Genomic DNA, 15231 nt, shown 5'->3' with positions numbered 1-15231 from the left:
CGTCACGGCTTCAACGACGGTGCCAGGCGGGCGGCATGCAGCTGCTTGGGAACGCGTCCGCGCAGGCGCCAGTGGCCATCAGCGGGGGACAGTTGCAGGATCCAGTCGTGACGGTCGCTGACTTCGGCGTCGGCGCGCCAGCCGGTGTCCGACGGCGTCAGTTCCAGCCGCAGATCCTGGTCCGCTTCGGTCGGATGCTGCAAGACCAGCACTAGGCTGTCCTGGCGCGGGAAATCGCCGGACACCGGAATCACTTCCACGCCGCCGCCGTCTTCCAGCAAGCGCAGCACGGCGCTGAGCTTGAGCTGGCTTGCCAGTTCGTCCGGGCCCAGATCGGTGGTCTGGATCTGCGAGACGCGCTGGACATCGTCGATCACCGCATCGCTGCTGCCACTACGGATCGAGGTCACGACCAGGGCGATGCCGGCCACCACCGCGGCCAGCGGCAGTCCCAGCACCAGCCACATTGCGGGGGTGCGCCAGAAGGGGCGGTTGTCGTTGTCCATCACATCGGTCCGAAGAAGCTGCTGTCGATTTCCTCGCGCGCGCCGCCGCCTTCGACGACGAAACGCACTTCGTGGCGTCCGTCGGTGCCGGCCGGGGCGACCAGCACCACCGGCGCGGACAGGACCTGGCCGGCGGCCACGCTCACATTCGCCTCATTGTCGCGCAAAGCGATGCCCGGTGCCGAAGTTTCCAGCGCGATGTGGTAATCCTGCGCGTGATCGGACTTGTTGACGATCTTCAGCGTGTAGCTGTTCTCGACGCCACCATCGGCCAGTTCGCGGTACAGCGCATTGCGGTCGCGCAGCACCTCGACGATCAATTCGCTGCGCGCGCTCACGCCCCACACCCACAGCGCGCACAGGGCCAGCAGCAGCGCGCCGTAGACGAAGATGCGCGGCCGCAGCACCCGACTGGGCTTGCCGTCGATCGCGTTCTGGGTGGAATAGCGGATCAGTCCCTTCGGATAGCCGACCTTCTGCATGACCTCGTCGCAAGCGTCGATGCAGGCGCCGCAGGCGATGCATTCGTATTGCAGGCCGTTGCGGATGTCGATGCCGGTGGGGCAGACCTGCACGCAGATCGTGCAGTCCACGCAGTCGCCCAGTTCCTCGGTGGAAAACTTCGGCAGCGGCTCGATCGCCGCCCCGGCGCCAGCGTCGAAGGTGATGGTGCCGTGCGCCTGCAAGCGGTTGTCGGCGGCGGTGGGATGCCGGTTGGCGCGGAACACGTAGTCGTAGGCGGTCTGCTTGTCCAGCAGGCCGCGTGCGCGGTCCAACACGCTGCCGAGGCCGCGCTTGCGCGGACCGCGCGGCTCGCCGCGCATCGGGTCGTAGGCGATGATCAGGGTGTTGCGGTCGAACATCGCGCTCTGGAAGCGCGCATACGGACACATGTACTTGCACACCTGCTCGCGCAGGAAACCGGCGTTGCCCCAGGTGGCCAGGGCGTAGAACAGCACCCAGAAGGTTTCCCAGCCGCCCCAGGACAGGTCGAACAGGCGCGCGGCCAGGTCGGTGATCGGAGTGAAGAAACCGACGAAGGTGAAGCCGGTCCATAGCGCGAACAGCGCCCAGACCAGATGCTTGCTCCCCTTGCGCAGCAGCTTGTGCGCACTCCACGGCGCTGCATCCAGCTTCATCCGCGCGTTGCGGTCGCCTTCGGTCCAGCGCTCCATCCACAGGAACACCTCGGTCCACACCGTCTGCGGGCAGGCGTAGCCGCACCACAGGCGTCCGGCCAGAGTGGTGAAGAAGAACAGCGCCATCGCCGCGATGATCAGCAGCAGGGCCAGGAACAGGAAGTCCTGCGGCCAGAAGGTCAGCCCGAACACGTAGAACTTGCGCGCCGGCAGGTCGAACAGCACCGCCTGGCGTCCGTCCCAGCGCAGCCACGGAAACAGGTAGAACATGCCCAGCAGCCAGAACACCGCCGCCACCCGCAGCCGGTTCAGGGTGCCGGAGACGTCGCGCGGGTAGATCTTGCGTTCGCTGACGTAGAGCGAATTGCCCTGGTCGTCGACCACGTCGGCGGGAATGCGGCGGCTCATTCGACTTCTCCGGTATCCGCGTTCCGCCAAAGACCGGCGGACGGAGTGCAGAACATCTGATGTCGAAATGGCGGCATGCCGATGAAAGGGGTGCCGATGGTGGGGAACATCGTCAATTTTCCGGCGGCAGCGCGCGATTGAAGCGGCTGGAGGGCCGCAGCAGGATCCAGGTGAACAGGCTGGAGGACGCGGTGGCCAGCCAGAACATGAAGAAGCCGATGGTGTAGCCCAGCTCGCGCGTCAGCGGCAGATCGGGGAAGGTCATGTCGCGCAACGCGAGCGGATCGACGAAGGCGAAGAACACCATGGTCGCGACACCGGCGGCGAAGAAGCTCGGCCACACGATCGCCCCGACCCGCTGCGCCAGCGGGCGGGGTGGGTGGTCGAAACGCGGCTCGCTGAAGTCCTGGCTCATGGCGTCACTGCGATTCGGCGGCTCCGCCGGCCGGGTGCGACAGCGACCACACGTAGGAGGCGGCTAGGCGGGCGCGAGTCTCGCCAAGCAGCTCGCGATGCGCCGGCATGCTGCCGTGGTGGCCGTGGGTCAGGGCTTCGACCAGGCTTTCCTTGCTGCTGCCGTACATCCAGTAGTCGTCGGTCAGGTCGGGTGCGCCCAAGTCCTGGTTGCCCTTGCCGTCGACCCCGTGGCAGGCGACGCAGACGCCTTCGTACAGCTTCTTGCCCTGCGCGGCCATGTAGTCGTTGCGCAGCAGTTCCGGATTGCCGAGGGTGCGCACGTAGGCGACGGTGTAGTCGACCGCGTTCTCGCCGCCGGTGCTGGTCAGCACGCTGGCCCACGGCGGCATGATGCCTTCGCGGCCGTCGAGCACCGTCTGCAGGATGCGGTCCGGGCTGCCGCCCCAATGCCAGATGTCGTCGGTCAGGTTGGGATAGCCGATAGCGCCCTGGCCGGACGAGCCGTGGCACAGCGCGCAGTTGTTGTTGAAGATCGAGCGACCCAGCGACAGCGCGGTAGGATCCCTGGCCAGCTGGTCGATCGGCTGGTTGGCGTAGGGGCGGAAGGTTTCCTCCAGCCTGGCATCCTGCGCGGCTTTCTCGACATCGTGCTCGCGCGCCGAGGACCACTGGCTGTAGCCGGCGATGCCGCCCAGGCCGCCGTACCAGAACAGGTAGCCGAACGCGAACAGGATGGTCAGGTAGAACAGGTTGATCCACCACTTCGGCAGCGGCTTGTTGTACTCGGTGAGGTCCGCATCCCAGACATGGCTGGTTTCCTCGGGTGCGGGATCGCCGGGGCGACGGCGCGCGGTCCACCACAGCAGCCACAGGCAGCCGAAGATGTTGATCGCAACGATGACGATCACGAACAGGGTCCATCCCAGGCTCATGCTCGGCTCTCCTCGTCGTTTTCAAGCGGCAGGCGCGCGGCCTCGTCGAAGGCGGCCTTGCGGCGCGGGCTCCAGGCCCAGGCCCAGCCGGCCAGGAACAGGATCATCAGCACTGCGGTCACGATTCCGGAAATCATTTCAGCCTCCGCGCGGGGCATGCTTGCCCAGCCCTTGCAGGTATGCGACCACGGCGTCCAGTTCGGTCTTGTCGGCCAGTTCCGCCGGCGCCTGCTGGATCTGTTCGTCGCTGTAGGGATCGCCCAGGCGCTGCAGCGCGCGCATGTGCCGGACCGTGGTGTCCGGGTCCAGCGGCGTCTTGCCCAGCCAGGAGAAGCTGGGCATGTTGGATTCGGGCACCACCGCGCGCGGATCGGTCAGGTGCACCCGATGCCAGGCGTCGGAATAGCGACCGCCGACGCGGGCCAGGTCCGGACCGGTGCGCTTGCTGCCCCACTGGAACGGGCGGTCGTAGACCGATTCGCCGGCCAGCGAATAGTGGCCGTAGCGCTCGCTCTCGAAGCGCAGGGTGCGGACCATCTGCGAGTGGCAGTTGTAGCAGCCTTCGCGCACGTACACGTCGCGCCCGGCCAGCTGCAGCGCCGGGTAGGGCTCGACGCCCTCCAGCGGTTCGATCGCTTCGGCCTGGTACATCAGCGGCACGATCTCGGCCAAGCCGCCGAACGACACCACCAGCGCGATCAGCGCGGCCATCAGGCCGACGTTCTTCTCGATTTTCTCGTGCGAATTCGGGTTGCTCATCGTCCGGTCCTCAGGCGTGCGCTTCGCTGGTGTCGGGCGGGATCACCTGCTGTTCGGGGATGGAATCGGCAGCGCGGTAGGTTTTCCATGCGTTCCAGGCCATCACGAACATGCCCGACAGCACCAGCGCACCGCCCATGAAACGGATCAGGTAGTACGGGTAGGTGGCGTTGAGCGATTCGACGAAGCTGTAGGTCAGGGTGCCGTCGGCGTTGGTCGCGCGCCACATCAGGCCCTGCATGACCCCGGCGATCCACATCGAGGCGATGTAGAACACCACGCCGATGGTATGCATCCAGAAATGCGCATCGACCAGCTTGATCGAATGCATCTGGCTGCGGCCGAACAGCTTGGGCAGGATCACGTACAGCGAGCCGATCGAGATCATCGCCACCCAGCCGAGCGCGCCGGAATGCACATGGCCGATGGTCCAGTCGGTGTAGTGGCTCAGCGAGTTGACCGTCTTGATCGACATCATCGGCCCCTCGAAGGTGCTCATCATGTAGAACGACAGCGAGACGATCAGGAACTTCAGGATCGGATCGGTACGCAGTTTGTGCCACACCCCCGACAGGGTCATGATGCCGTTGATCGCACCGCCCCAGGACGGCGCCAGCAGGATCAGCGAGAACACCATGCCCAGCGACTGCACCCAGTCGGGCAGGGCGGTGTAGTGCAGGTGGTGCGGGCCGGCCCACATGTACACGGCGATCAGCGCCCAGAAGTGCACGATGGACAGGCGGTAGGAGTAGATCGGCCGCTGCGCCTGCTTGGGCACGAAGTAGTACATCATGCCGAGGAAGCCGGCGGTCAGGAAGAAACCGACCGCGTTGTGGCCGTACCACCACTGCGCCATCGCATCGACCGCACCGCTGTAGACCGGGTAGGACTTGGTCAGGCCGGCCGGCATCGACAGGTTGTTGACGATGTGTAGCAGGGCCACGGCGATGATGAACGAGGCGTAGAACCAGTTCGCCACGTAGATGTGCTTGACCTTGCGGATGGCGATGGTGCCGATGAACAGCACCGCGTAGGCGACCCACACCACCGCGATCAGGATGTCGATCGGCCACTCCAGCTCGGCGTACTCCTTGCTCTGGGTGATGCCCATCGGCAGGGTCACGGCCGCGGCCACGATCACCGCCTGCCAGCCCCAGAACACGAAGGCGGCCAGCTTGTCCGAGATCAGTCGGGTATGGCAGGTGCGCTGGACCACGTGCAGGCTGGTGGCGAACAGGGCGCTGCCGCCGAAGGCGAAGATGACCGCGTTGGTGTGCAGCGGACGCAGGCGGCCGTAGCTCAGCCACGGAATGCCTTCGCCGAGGGTCGGCCAGTAGAGCTGGGCGGCGATGAACACGCCCACGCTCATGCCGACGATGCCCCAGACAATGGTCATGATGGCGAACTGACGGACGACCTTGTCGTTGTAAGTCGCGGTCTTGGTCTGAACTGCGGTCTGCATCGTCGAGTTCCTGAGCACACTGAATCGAATAAGTTTAAGTGTATGTCCGGTTCAGGTGTATTGATCCGGATCAAGGCAAAGCCCGACGCGGACGTGCTACATCGCTCGGAAACAGCGGTTTATCGACATTTTTGCGGTGATTCCGCAGCTAGGTGCCGGAGTGTTCATACTTTGGTCGTGATCGGACCATGGGCGAGGCTTTCAGCGAGAACGATTCGCGTTTCCGCCCTGACTGGCTCCGGTCGATATCGCGGAAACCGGAACGGACCCACCCCGGGGATCGCCGGACAAGGAAAAGGCCCGCGCATCGCTGCGCAGGCCTTCGGAATGTCATGGCGCCCGAAGTTGGACTCGAACCAACGACCCCCTGATTAACAGTCAAGTGCTCTAACCGGCTGAGCTATTCGGGCGGGGCCGCATATTGTAGGGGCCGGCCGGGGCAGGGGCAAGCCGCGGCGGGGCCGGTTCAGCCGGTGCAGTAACTGTCCACGCCGGGGCGCTGGCTGCGGATGCGGCCGGCGTTGTTGACCACGACCTGACCCAGCGCCTTGCCTTCGCGGCACAGGCTGAAGGTGATGTTGCTGCCCGAGCTGCGGCCATCCGGCAGGAAACGCACCTGCGGGCGGCCACGGGTGGAGACGAAGCGCAGGTCGCTGGCCAGCGAGGCTTCGCCCCGGCGCAGGATCGCGTCCGCGTCGGCCGGCTGGCGCGCGCCGTCGGGGTTGCGGTACAGCAGCCAGCCGCCGCTCCAATCGCTGTCGCTGCGGCAGCCGCCGAGACCGTCGGCAGGGCACAGGCTGACCGGGGTTCGGTAGTCCACCGCCGCCAGCCGGGCCATCGCCAGGTGGCTGGTGAGTCCGTGCATGGCGGCATCGACCCGTTGCCGTTCGAGCAGGCCCTGCATGGCCGGAACGCCGAGGCCCAGCAGGATGGCGCTGATGGAGACGGCGGCGAGCAATTCGATCAGGGTGAACCCGCGCGGACGCGGATGGACGACGGAACGACGGCACTTCCTGTGCATGGCACGACTCCCGGTTGTGGTTGGTGGACGCGGACAGCATCGCCAGTCCGCCCGTGGTCTTGCATTGCCGCCGGGATGACGCCGGGGTAGGAAATTGCCGTGTCGGGCTGTCGTCCGCTGAGGCGGCGACCGTCGCGGCATCGCTGCTATGCTTGCTGATCGCCTTGGCGAGTCCCCCATGTCCGAACGTTTCGAACTCGTTTCCCCCTATTCCCCGGCCGGCGAGCAGCCGCAGGCGATCGCGCGCCTGGTCGATGGCTTCGAGGCTGGCGTGGCCAAGCAGACCCTGCTCGGTGTGACCGGTTCGGGCAAGACTTACACCATCGCCAACGTGGTGCAGCAGGTGCAGAAGCCGACCCTGGTGATGGCGCCGAACAAGACCCTGGCCGCGCAGTTGTACGGCGAGTTCAAGGCGTTCTTCCCGCACAACGCGGTGGAGTACTTCGTCAGCTATTACGATTATTACCAGCCCGAGGCCTACGTACCGGCCTCGGACACCTTCATCGAGAAGGACAGCTCGATCAACGAGCACATCGAGCAGATGCGGCTGGCGGCGACCAAGGCGCTGCTGTCGCGGCGCGATGCGCTGGTGGTGGGCACGGTGTCGGCGATCTACGGCCTTGGCGCACCGGAGGACTACCTGTCGCTGCGGTTGATCCTGTCGCTGGGCGAACATATTGATCAGCGACAACTGATCCATCACCTGACCCAGTTGCAGTACACCCGCAACGAATACGAGCTGCAGCGCGGCACCTTCCGCGTGCGTGGCGAGACCATCGACGTGCACCCGGCCGAGAGCGACGTCGAGGCGCTGCGGATCGAACTGTTCGATGGCGAGGTCGAATCGCTGACACTGTTCGACCCGCTGACCGGCGAGACCCTGCGCAAGCTGCAGCGTTACACGGTGTATCCCAAGACCCACTACGCCACCACCCGCGATCGCGTGCTGGCGGCCATCGACACCATCAAGGTCGAGTTGAAGGAGCGGTTGGAGCAGCTGTACGCGCAGAACAAGCTGGTCGAGGCGCAGCGGCTGGCCCAGCGCACCCAGTTCGATCTGGAGATGATGGCCGAGGTCGGGTTCTGCTCGGGCATCGAAAACTATTCGCGGCATCTGACCGGCAAGGCGCCCGGCGAGCCGCCGCCGACCCTGTTCGACTACCTGCCGGCTGACGCGCTGCTGGTGATCGACGAATCGCACGTGACCATCCCGCAGATCGGCGCCATGTACAAGGGCGACCGCTCGCGCAAGGAAACCCTGGTCGAATTCGGCTTCCGGCTGCCGTCGGCGCTGGACAACCGGCCGCTGCGTTTCGAGGAATGGGAGGAGCGTTCGCCGCGCAGCATCTACGTCTCGGCCACGCCCGGTCCGTATGAACGGCGCGAATCCGGCGACGAGGTGGTCGAACTGGTAGTGCGGCCGACCGGTTTGGTCGACCCGCAGGTCGAGATCCGCCCGGTGGCGACCCAGGTCGACGATCTGCTGTCGGAAATCAACGAACGTGTGGCCCTGGGCGACCGCGTGCTGGTCACCACCCTGACCAAGCGCATGGCCGAGAACCTGACCGAATACCTGGGCGAGCACGGCGTGCGTGTGCGCTACCTGCATTCGGACGTGGACACGGTGGAGCGGGTGGAAATCATCCGCGACCTGCGGCTGGGCAAGTTCGACGTGCTGGTCGGCATCAACCTGCTGCGCGAAGGCCTGGACATGCCGGAGGTGTCGTTGGTAGCGATCCTGGACGCCGACAAGGAGGGCTTCCTGCGGTCGACCGGCTCGCTGATCCAGACCATCGGCCGCGCCGCACGCAACCTGCGCGGCAAGGCCATCCTGTACGCCGACCGGATCACCCGCTCGATGCAGGCGGCGATCGACGAAACCAACCGTCGCCGCGACAAGCAGCTGGAATACAACGCCGAACACGGCATCGTGCCCCGGTCGGTGGCCAAGCCGGTGACCGACATTCTGGAAGGCGCGCGCAGCGAGGCGGTCGATTCGCGCGGGCGCGGCAAGCGCAGGGTGGCCGAACCGGAAACCGACTACGGCGCGCTGGACCCGGCCAAGCTGGCCGCGCGCCTGAAGACGCTGGAGCAGCAGATGTACCAGCATGCGCGCGATCTGGAATTCGAGCAGGCGGCGCAGGTCCGCGACCAGATCCAGCGGCTGAAGGCGGCCAGCCTGTCGACCTGAGCGCGGGGCGGATTCCGCCGCGACCGAAGCGGTGCTATCATGCGCGGCCCTCGGCCCCGCTGCCGGGGCATCGCAGTCCCTTCGGGCGGTTAGCTCAGCGGTAGAGCACTACCTTGACATGGTAGGGGTCACAGGTTCGAACCCTGTACCGCCCACCAATGCGTCGTCTTCTGCACGCATTGGCATCTGCGCCCATTTCCTGCGCTCCTGATGCCGGTAACAGGACGGCACTGCTCCTAGGATGAATCCCGGGCAGTCGATGCGGCTTCCATATCACGGGCATCCGATTTTTCCGCGGCCATTCGCCGACGCGTCGGGTCCTTGCGGTAATGCCTTTCGCCCATGCGCTGGGTCAATCGCCAGATGAACGCCCACCAGGGCATCCGTGCGGTCCAGCGGCCGTGGCGGCGAGGCTCCCGTTCTGCGCGCTTTCGGCGCGGATCCAGCCGGACCGTGCCGATCACGACGCCTTCCTGTCCCGGCATGAGTTGCCCCAGCAAGGCGCCGTCGCTGTCGGCAATGGCGCTGTAACCGGGGAACTCGATGTCCTGAGACGGAAAGCCGGCCGGAAGAGGGGTCTGCAGGCGTCCGACCTTGTTGGCCATCAGTACCGGAATACCCATCAGCCGGGCAGTTTCGGCAGTGCCGTCGCGCAAGGCGGCGTTGAGCACGTCGGCGTCGCGCTGTCGGATCGGGAATCTGGCTTCGAAGGAGGCTCCGGAGAATGGTCTCAGGTAGAGGTCGATGCCGGCATCGTGGAGTTCGGCATAGCGGTCGTACAGCGCGTTCTCGTAGCAGATGCCGACGCCGATCCGGCCGATCGGGGTGTCGAACCAGTGCGGGTCGTTGCCGGCGGCGAAGAAATAGGCTTCGAACGAGGCCGGAGGATTCTTGCGGACCCGCGCCACGATGTCGCCGTCCGGGCCGGTCAGTACGAAGGCGTTGTAGAAATCCTCGTTCTCTACCTCGAGGAAGCTGGTGCCGATATACAGGCCCAAGCGCTTCGACAGGGCGCGCATCCAGCGTGTGGTCGGTCCATCGAGCGGTTCGGCGGTGTCCCAGATTGCTTCGCTCAAGGCATAACCGCCGGGCATCATCTCCGGCAGCAGGACCAGACGGGCGCCCCGGCGCGCGGCATCTTCGAGGTGCGCGGCTGCCTTGGCGAGATTGCCGTCCCGATCGCCCAGCCGACAGTCGAGCTGTATTGCAGCGACGGTCAGCGTTTCGGGTGGCGGGCCTGAGGGGGTTCCGGCGGCGCCCTTCACCTGCATGATCGTGGCTCCTGGCGCAGGCTCAGGCCCGGCGAGGCCAGCAAAGTCAGGCGGTCGCAGTCGAGGATGACGATCCGGCCGCGCGCGGTTTCCACCAGGCCGGCATCCGCCAGTTCCCCGATCAGCCGGGTGACGACTTCGCGCGTCGTGCCGAGATGCTGCGCGATCCGTTGCTGGGTCATCCGGATCGTTCCGTCGTTCGTGGCGTGGTGCAGGAGAAAGTGCGCCAGTCGGTCCTTGTTGCGACCGGAATGCATCACTTCCAGCTCCTGTATCAAGCGGAAGGTCAGGGTGGACAAGGCGCGCACCGTCAGGTCGCGGACCGATGCTTCGGTTGCGAACAGCGAGCGATAGACGTTGCCGGGAATGAAGGCGATGCTGGAATCTTCCTGCGCCTCCACCCAGGCCGGGTATCGCAGGTCGTTGAACAGGCTGTTGAGGGCCAGCACGCAGGTTTCTCCGGGGGCGAGGGTATACAGCGTGGCTTCGGTGCCCGAGGGCGAGATCGTGTAGACCCGCAGGCAACCGTCGATGACGACATAGGCTCCCGAGATCGACTGACCCTTGTAGAGCAGCGACTGTTGCCGTTGCGCGGTAATGCGGACCGTACCCCGGTCCAGCAGGGCTTTTCCTGCCGGACCGAGGCGTTCGAATACCTGTACGTGGTCGAGAGTGCCCACTGGCGGGAGATGCGGTCAGTCAGTCGATCCGGAAAAGAAGATATCACCGGGGCTTGCGGTCTTCACTTCGGTGATCGAATCGAATGGCAGTCCGACACGCTCGTGCGCCTTGCGGACCGCTTCGGCATCCGGGGCGAGATTCAGGCAGAAGGCGCGACCGGCTTCCAGCCCGACATGGATGCGGATAGGTATGACGCCCTCCTGCGTGCAGGCGGCTTCGTACTGGGCAAAGAAGGCTTCGAAATCGGCGGTGGAGATGCCTTCCGGGAACGTCTGGCTGGCCTTGTCGTGGGTATCGAGGAACAAGTACATGGGTTTCATGGCGTGAGGCTCGTGGCATGACTGCGTTCGTGCAGACGCGGCGGAGCGTAGGGTCATGCCGGCGGCGGGTTCTGTGCCTGTTGGCACATTGGCCGGCCTTTGCGCTGTCCGGATCGGGTATGGACGAGCGTGAAGGGCTATTGCGGGAAGCGCAGCGTGCTGATCGTGCCGTGCCCAGGGGCGGATTCGATGTTCAATCGCCAGCCCAGGTGTTCGCACAGGCGGCTGATCAGATCCAGGCCGATGCCGCCGCCATCGCGACCGCCACCGCGGGCGACCTGGGCGTAGATGCGGCTGATCTGTTCGGGCGTCATGCCGTGGCCGGGGTCCTCGATGGTGACGGTGGCGTCGGTGCTGAGGCGGACGTGGATGGTGCCCTGGTCGCTCTTCTCGATGGCATTGCGCAGCAGGTTGCCGATTGCGGCCTGCACCACCGCGAGCGGGGCGACGATCTCGCAGTGCGGCAGCGGTTCGGCGACGATGTCGAGGTCCTTGTCGCGGGCCAGGTAGCGGTGGTCGTCGACGATATCCGGGATCAGCTCGTCGAGGGCGAGGCGGTCGTTGTTGCGCGACAGTTTTTCCGGCTCCTTCGCCAGCACCAGCAGCAGGGAAATCAGTTGCTCGACGTCGCGCGCGGTGCGGTCGGCGCGCTGGATGCGGGCGCGGGTGGCGGCCGACAGGTCGGGTTGCTCCAGCGCCAGTTCGGTGGCGCCGGCGATCACCGCGATCGGCGTGCGCAGTTCGTGGCTGGCGGTATCGATGAAGACGCGCTCGCGTTCGACGAACAATTCGTGCCGGCGCAGGTAGTCGTTCAGCGCGCCGGCGATGACGTGCAGTTCGGAACCTGCCGTGGGGGCGACCTCGATCCGCTGGCCGTGGCGGTCGGGTTTCAGGGTGGCGATATCGCTGGCCAGGTCCGACAGCGGGCGCAGCATCCGCCGCAGTCCCCAGGCGACCAGCGCCGCCAGCACCAGCACCAGCAGCAGGGTGGTGATGACGATCAGCCCGGTCAACCGGCGCTCCTGCTGCTCGAATTCGTCGATGCCCAGGGTCAGCGCATAGCGCGTGCCGTCGACGTCGCGGATCAGGGAGGCCACCAGCCTGCCGTCGACGTCGATTTCATCGTGCAGGCCGGCCGGCAGTTGCAGCAACGGTTCGGGCGTCGGCGCATCGCTGTCGGGGGCGTACAGGTGGATGTGGCCGGTATCGCGCCAGCGGTAGGCCGGGTCTTCGGCGCGCCGTTGCAGGTAGTTGTCCATCTCGGCGTCCAGCAGCGATTGCCAGACCAGGCGTTCGGCGCTTTCGTTGAGGGCGAATCCCTGCACGAACACCGCCAGCATCAGCAGCACGGCGTAGATGCCGAGCCAGTGCAGGATGCGTCGGCGCAGGCTGTGCCTATCGTCCATCGGCGGCCGAGGCGTAGGGCAGGCCGATCCGGTATCCGGTGCGCGGCAGGGTGTGGATCAGCTTGGTCTCGAACGGTCCATCGACGCTGCGCCGGAGTTCGTAGATATGCGAGCGCAGCATGTCGCCATCGGGCGGGCTGTCGCCCCACAGCGCGTATTCCAGCCGTTCGCGGGTGACCGCGGCCGGGCTGGCCAGCATCAGCACTTCCAGCAGTTTGCGGCAGGCCGGGTACAGGTGCAGCGACTGCCCGCCGCGGGTGGCTTCCAGCGTGCCCAGGTCCAGACGCAGGTCGGCGACTTCCAGCACCCGCCTGGCGCGCTGCCCGCTGGCGCGGGCCAACAGGGCTTCCAGCCGTACTTCCAGTTCCGGCAGGGCGAAGGGTTTGGTCAGGTAGTCGTCGGCCCCGGAGCGGAAGCCGACGATCTTGTCCGGCAGTTCGTCGCGTGCGGTCAGCATGATCACCGGCACGTCCGAGCCGTGTTCGTTGCGCAGTTTGTACAGCACTTCGGGGCCGTTCATCCGCGGCAGCATCCAGTCCAGCACGATGGCGTCGTAGTGGTGGCAGCTGGCCAGGTGCAGGCCAGTGACGCCGTCCGGCGCCGCGTCCAGGGTATGGCCGCGGGCTTCGAAGTAGTCGAACAGGTTCGCGACCAGACTGCGGTTGTCCTCGATCACCAGCAGACGCATGACTGCACATCCTCGGCAGGTTGCCGCTATCATCCCGGCGGCTTCGACGGGCTCCGCAGCATGTGCGGGGAAATGTCGCAAGCCTGTCGGAGCCGTTCCGACAAACCTTACACGTTTCATCGGCCAGGGTATGCACGAGCGGATCGGGAGACAGCGGATTTGAGCGGTTTGCGACCCCCGGCGCGGCAGGCCTGGTCGGAGCGCTACGGCTTTGCCGTACTGGTGCTGCTGGCGGCGCTGTCGCTGGCGGCCGGGATCGGCCTGCGCGAGCCGACGCCGCCGGACGAGCCGCGGTTCGCACTGGCCGCCAAGCAGATGGTGGAGTCGGGGCAGTGGCTGTTCCCGCATCGCGGCAGCGAGATCTACGCCGAAAAGCCACCGATGTTCATGTGGCTGCAGGCGGCGGCCTACCAGCTGACCGGCAACCTGCGGATCGCCTTCTTGCTGCCCTCGCTGCTGGCCGCGTTGCTAACCCTGGGGCTGGTGTACGACCTGGGGCGGCGGCTGTGGAACCGGCAGGCGGCGCGCTACGCCACCCTGGGGCTGTTCGCGACCCTGCAATTCGGCCTGCAGGCCGGGCGCGCGCAGATCGACATGGTTCTGGTCGGCATGACCACGCTGTCGCTGTGGGCGCTATTGCGTTACCTGCTGTTGCGGCGGGACTGGCGAACGCTGGCGCTGGGGACCTTCGCCGCCGGCCTGGGCACGGTGACCAAGGGGGTGGGGTTCCTGCCGCTGCTGGTATTCCTGCCGTGGCTGCTGGTCCGCCGTCGCGATCCGCTGCGCGGCAGCGGCTCGGGCTGGCATGGGTTGGTCGGTGTGCTGGGCTTCCTTGCCGGCACCGGCGTATGGCTGGTGCCGCTGCTGGCGACCGTGCTGTCCAGCCATGATCCCGCCCTGCAGGCCTATGCGCGGGAAATGCTGTTCAAGCAGACCGGCACCCGCTACGCCAATGCCTGGCACCACGTGAAGCCGTTTTGGTACTACCTGCAGGTGATGCTGAGCCTGTGGTTGCCCGGCGTGCTGCTGGCGCCGTGGTTGTTGCCGGCTTGGTGGCGGCGGCTGCGGCAAGCCGATCCGCGGCATTGGCTGCTGTTGGGCTGGGCGCTACTGGTGCTGCTGTTCTTCAGCCTGAGCCCGGGCAAGCGCGGGGTGTACGTGCTGCCGATGCTGCCGGCCTTGTGCCTGGCGGCGGGACCGCTGTTGCCGGAGTTGTTACAGCGGGCCGGGGTGCGCCGCCTGCTGTCGGCATGGCTGTGGCTGCTCGGCCTGCTGACGCTGGCGCTGGGCGCAGTGCTGTTGCATGGCGAACTGGCCTGGGTGCAGGAACAGATGACCCGCCGCGAGATGCAGGTTGGCGATGCCGCGCGGCTGGGTCATGCGCTGCTGGCGCTGGGCGGGCTGGTCCTGGTCGCGGCCATCTGGGGGCGGGGGAAACGCCTTGGACCGGCGCTGGTGCTGGCGACGGCGGCGCTGTGGACCTGCCACGGATTGGGCATCCAGCCAGTACTCAGTGAATACGGCTCGGCGCAGAAACTGATGCGAGATGTCGGCGCCCGGATCGGGCCGGACGCGCAACTGGGCATGCTGGCCTGGCGCGAACACAACCTGTTGCAGGCCGACCGGCCGGCGACCGATTTCGGATTCAAACGACCCTGGCACCTGCAATGGGCCGAGGCCGGCCCCTGGCTGGCGGCCGATCCGGACCGGCGCTGGCTGTTCGTGCTGGAGGAAGCGATCGGCCCTTGCGTCGATCACGAGCGCAGCGTCTATGCGGGCACGTCCAATCGTCGGCGCTGGTGGCTGGTACCCGGCACGGCATGGAGACCCGGATGCGTCACGCCGCCCTTCGAAACCGGTGCCGATGCCGATGCGGCAGGTGGCGACGAAAGCGAATGAATCCGCGCTGACCGTTGCCTGCGGTTAACGATCTTCCGACAGCGTTCCGACCCGACTCCGACAGGGCCGCCATCAGCATGAAGGCATCGGTCGCAACGACCTTCATCCGCAGCCCGGCAACATGCAGTCCG

15 protein-coding genes and 2 tRNA genes are annotated in these 15231 nt (G+C 66.3%); 3 read left to right on the top strand and 14 right to left on the bottom strand.

What is annotated here, in order from left to right; genetic code table 11:
- Positions 1-2 precede the first annotated feature (2 nt).
- From CSC70_RS10765 to CSC70_RS10725, 9 genes are all read right to left on the bottom strand, one after another.
- Positions 3-506 carry a FixH family protein gene (locus CSC70_RS10765; protein ID WP_162456639.1) on the bottom strand — a complete coding sequence of 168 codons (504 nt, stop codon included), beginning with the start codon at positions 504-506 and terminating at the stop codon, positions 3-5.
- Positions 506-2053, bottom strand: a complete 1548-nt coding sequence (locus tag CSC70_RS10760) for a 4Fe-4S dicluster domain-containing protein (protein WP_162456638.1) — start codon at positions 2051-2053, stop codon at positions 506-508. Before CSC70_RS10760 ends, CSC70_RS10765 begins: the two co-directional genes overlap by 1 nt.
- A 112-nt stretch (positions 2054-2165) precedes the next feature.
- On the bottom strand, positions 2166-2468 hold the full coding sequence (locus CSC70_RS10755; RefSeq protein ID WP_162456637.1) for a hypothetical protein: 303 nt from the start codon (positions 2466-2468) through the stop codon (positions 2166-2168).
- Between the two features lie 4 nt (positions 2469-2472).
- Positions 2473-3402 carry a cytochrome-c oxidase, cbb3-type subunit III gene (ccoP, locus tag CSC70_RS10750; RefSeq protein ID WP_162456636.1) on the bottom strand — a complete coding sequence of 310 codons (930 nt, stop codon included), beginning with the start codon at positions 3400-3402 and terminating at the stop codon, positions 2473-2475.
- A complete protein-coding gene (locus CSC70_RS10745) occupies positions 3399-3539 on the bottom strand; it encodes a cbb3-type cytochrome oxidase subunit 3 (protein ID WP_162456635.1) in 141 nt (46 codons plus the stop codon). Before CSC70_RS10745 ends, ccoP begins: the two co-directional genes overlap by 4 nt.
- A 1-nt stretch (position 3540) precedes the next feature.
- Entirely contained in the window at positions 3541-4161 is a 621-nt protein-coding gene (gene ccoO / locus CSC70_RS10740; protein ID WP_162456634.1) for a cytochrome-c oxidase, cbb3-type subunit II, read from the bottom strand.
- A 10-nt stretch (positions 4162-4171) separates the two neighbouring features.
- The gene (ccoN, locus tag CSC70_RS10735) at positions 4172-5623 is read right to left on the bottom strand and encodes a cytochrome-c oxidase, cbb3-type subunit I (protein WP_162456633.1); all 1452 of its coding nucleotides are present in this window, start codon (positions 5621-5623) and stop codon (positions 4172-4174) included.
- A gap of 333 nt (positions 5624-5956) precedes the next feature.
- A tRNA-Asn gene (locus CSC70_RS10730) sits at positions 5957-6033 on the bottom strand.
- 56 nt (positions 6034-6089) lie between these two features.
- A complete protein-coding gene (locus CSC70_RS10725; protein WP_162456632.1) occupies positions 6090-6644 on the bottom strand; it encodes a GspH/FimT family pseudopilin in 555 nt (184 codons plus the stop codon).
- A 178-nt stretch (positions 6645-6822) separates the two neighbouring features.
- Between CSC70_RS10725 and uvrB the strand changes: the two genes are divergently transcribed.
- Positions 6823-8835, top strand: a complete 2013-nt coding sequence (gene uvrB, locus CSC70_RS10720) for an excinuclease ABC subunit UvrB (protein WP_162456631.1) — start codon at positions 6823-6825, stop codon at positions 8833-8835.
- 83 nt (positions 8836-8918) lie between these two features.
- Positions 8919-8993: transfer RNA gene (locus tag CSC70_RS10715), tRNA-Val, on the top strand.
- Between the two features lie 78 nt (positions 8994-9071).
- Here the strand turns inward: CSC70_RS10715 and CSC70_RS10710 are convergent.
- From CSC70_RS10710 to CSC70_RS10690, 5 genes are all read right to left on the bottom strand, one after another.
- Entirely contained in the window at positions 9072-10106 is a 1035-nt protein-coding gene (locus CSC70_RS10710) for a carbon-nitrogen hydrolase family protein (protein WP_162456630.1), read from the bottom strand.
- Positions 10097-10786: a Crp/Fnr family transcriptional regulator gene (locus tag CSC70_RS10705; RefSeq protein ID WP_162456629.1), complete on the bottom strand. Its 690-nt coding sequence runs from the start codon at positions 10784-10786 to the stop codon at positions 10097-10099. The genes CSC70_RS10710 and CSC70_RS10705 overlap by 10 nt, the downstream gene beginning before the upstream one ends.
- 15 nt (positions 10787-10801) lie before the next feature.
- Positions 10802-11107: a DUF4242 domain-containing protein gene (locus CSC70_RS10700; RefSeq protein WP_162456628.1), complete on the bottom strand. Its 306-nt coding sequence runs from the start codon at positions 11105-11107 to the stop codon at positions 10802-10804.
- 137 nt (positions 11108-11244) lie between these two features.
- Positions 11245-12513 carry a sensor histidine kinase gene (locus tag CSC70_RS10695; RefSeq protein WP_162456627.1) on the bottom strand — a complete coding sequence of 423 codons (1269 nt, stop codon included), beginning with the start codon at positions 12511-12513 and terminating at the stop codon, positions 11245-11247.
- Positions 12503-13201, bottom strand: coding sequence for a response regulator transcription factor (locus CSC70_RS10690; protein ID WP_162456626.1), 699 nt, complete (start codon positions 13199-13201; stop codon positions 12503-12505). Before CSC70_RS10690 ends, CSC70_RS10695 begins: the two co-directional genes overlap by 11 nt.
- Before the next feature lie 168 nt (positions 13202-13369).
- On the opposite strand from CSC70_RS10690, the gene CSC70_RS10685 reads away from it, so the two are divergent.
- Entirely contained in the window at positions 13370-15100 is a 1731-nt protein-coding gene (locus CSC70_RS10685) for an ArnT family glycosyltransferase (RefSeq protein WP_246189416.1), read from the top strand.
- The last annotated feature ends 131 nt before the right edge of the window (positions 15101-15231 follow it).

It is taken from the genome of Pseudoxanthomonas kalamensis DSM 18571 (genome assembly GCF_010211745.1).
Taxonomy (GTDB): Bacteria; Pseudomonadota; Gammaproteobacteria; order Xanthomonadales; family Xanthomonadaceae; genus Pseudoxanthomonas_A; species Pseudoxanthomonas_A kalamensis.
Note: the sequence above shows the minus strand (reverse complement) of the source record. Positions and strands in the feature narration are given on the sequence as shown.

Coding starts and splice junctions, on each gene's coding strand:
- CSC70_RS10755 (WP_162456637.1), bottom strand. CDS start 2,468: ATGAGCCAGGACTTCAGCGAGCCGCGTTTCGACCACCCACCCCGCCCG.
- ccoN (WP_162456633.1), bottom strand. CDS start 5,623: ATGCAGACCGCAGTTCAGACCAAGACCGCGACTTACAACGACAAGGTC.
- ccoO (WP_162456634.1), bottom strand. CDS start 4,161: ATGAGCAACCCGAATTCGCACGAGAAAATCGAGAAGAACGTCGGCCTG.
- CSC70_RS10760 (WP_162456638.1), bottom strand. CDS start 2,053: ATGAGCCGCCGCATTCCCGCCGACGTGGTCGACGACCAGGGCAATTCG.
- CSC70_RS10695 (WP_162456627.1), bottom strand. CDS start 12,513: ATGGACGATAGGCACAGCCTGCGCCGACGCATCCTGCACTGGCTCGGC.
- ccoP (WP_162456636.1), bottom strand. CDS start 3,402: ATGAGCCTGGGATGGACCCTGTTCGTGATCGTCATCGTTGCGATCAAC.
- CSC70_RS10690 (WP_162456626.1), bottom strand. CDS start 13,201: ATGCGTCTGCTGGTGATCGAGGACAACCGCAGTCTGGTCGCGAACCTG.
- CSC70_RS10765 (WP_162456639.1), bottom strand. CDS start 506: ATGGACAACGACAACCGCCCCTTCTGGCGCACCCCCGCAATGTGGCTG.
- CSC70_RS10745 (WP_162456635.1), bottom strand. CDS start 3,539: ATGATTTCCGGAATCGTGACCGCAGTGCTGATGATCCTGTTCCTGGCC.
- CSC70_RS10710 (WP_162456630.1), bottom strand. CDS start 10,106: ATGCAGGTGAAGGGCGCCGCCGGAACCCCCTCAGGCCCGCCACCCGAA.
- CSC70_RS10725 (WP_162456632.1), bottom strand. CDS start 6,644: ATGCACAGGAAGTGCCGTCGTTCCGTCGTCCATCCGCGTCCGCGCGGG.
- CSC70_RS10700 (WP_162456628.1), bottom strand. CDS start 11,107: ATGAAACCCATGTACTTGTTCCTCGATACCCACGACAAGGCCAGCCAG.
- uvrB (WP_162456631.1), top strand. CDS start 6,823: ATGTCCGAACGTTTCGAACTCGTTTCCCCCTATTCCCCGGCCGGCGAG.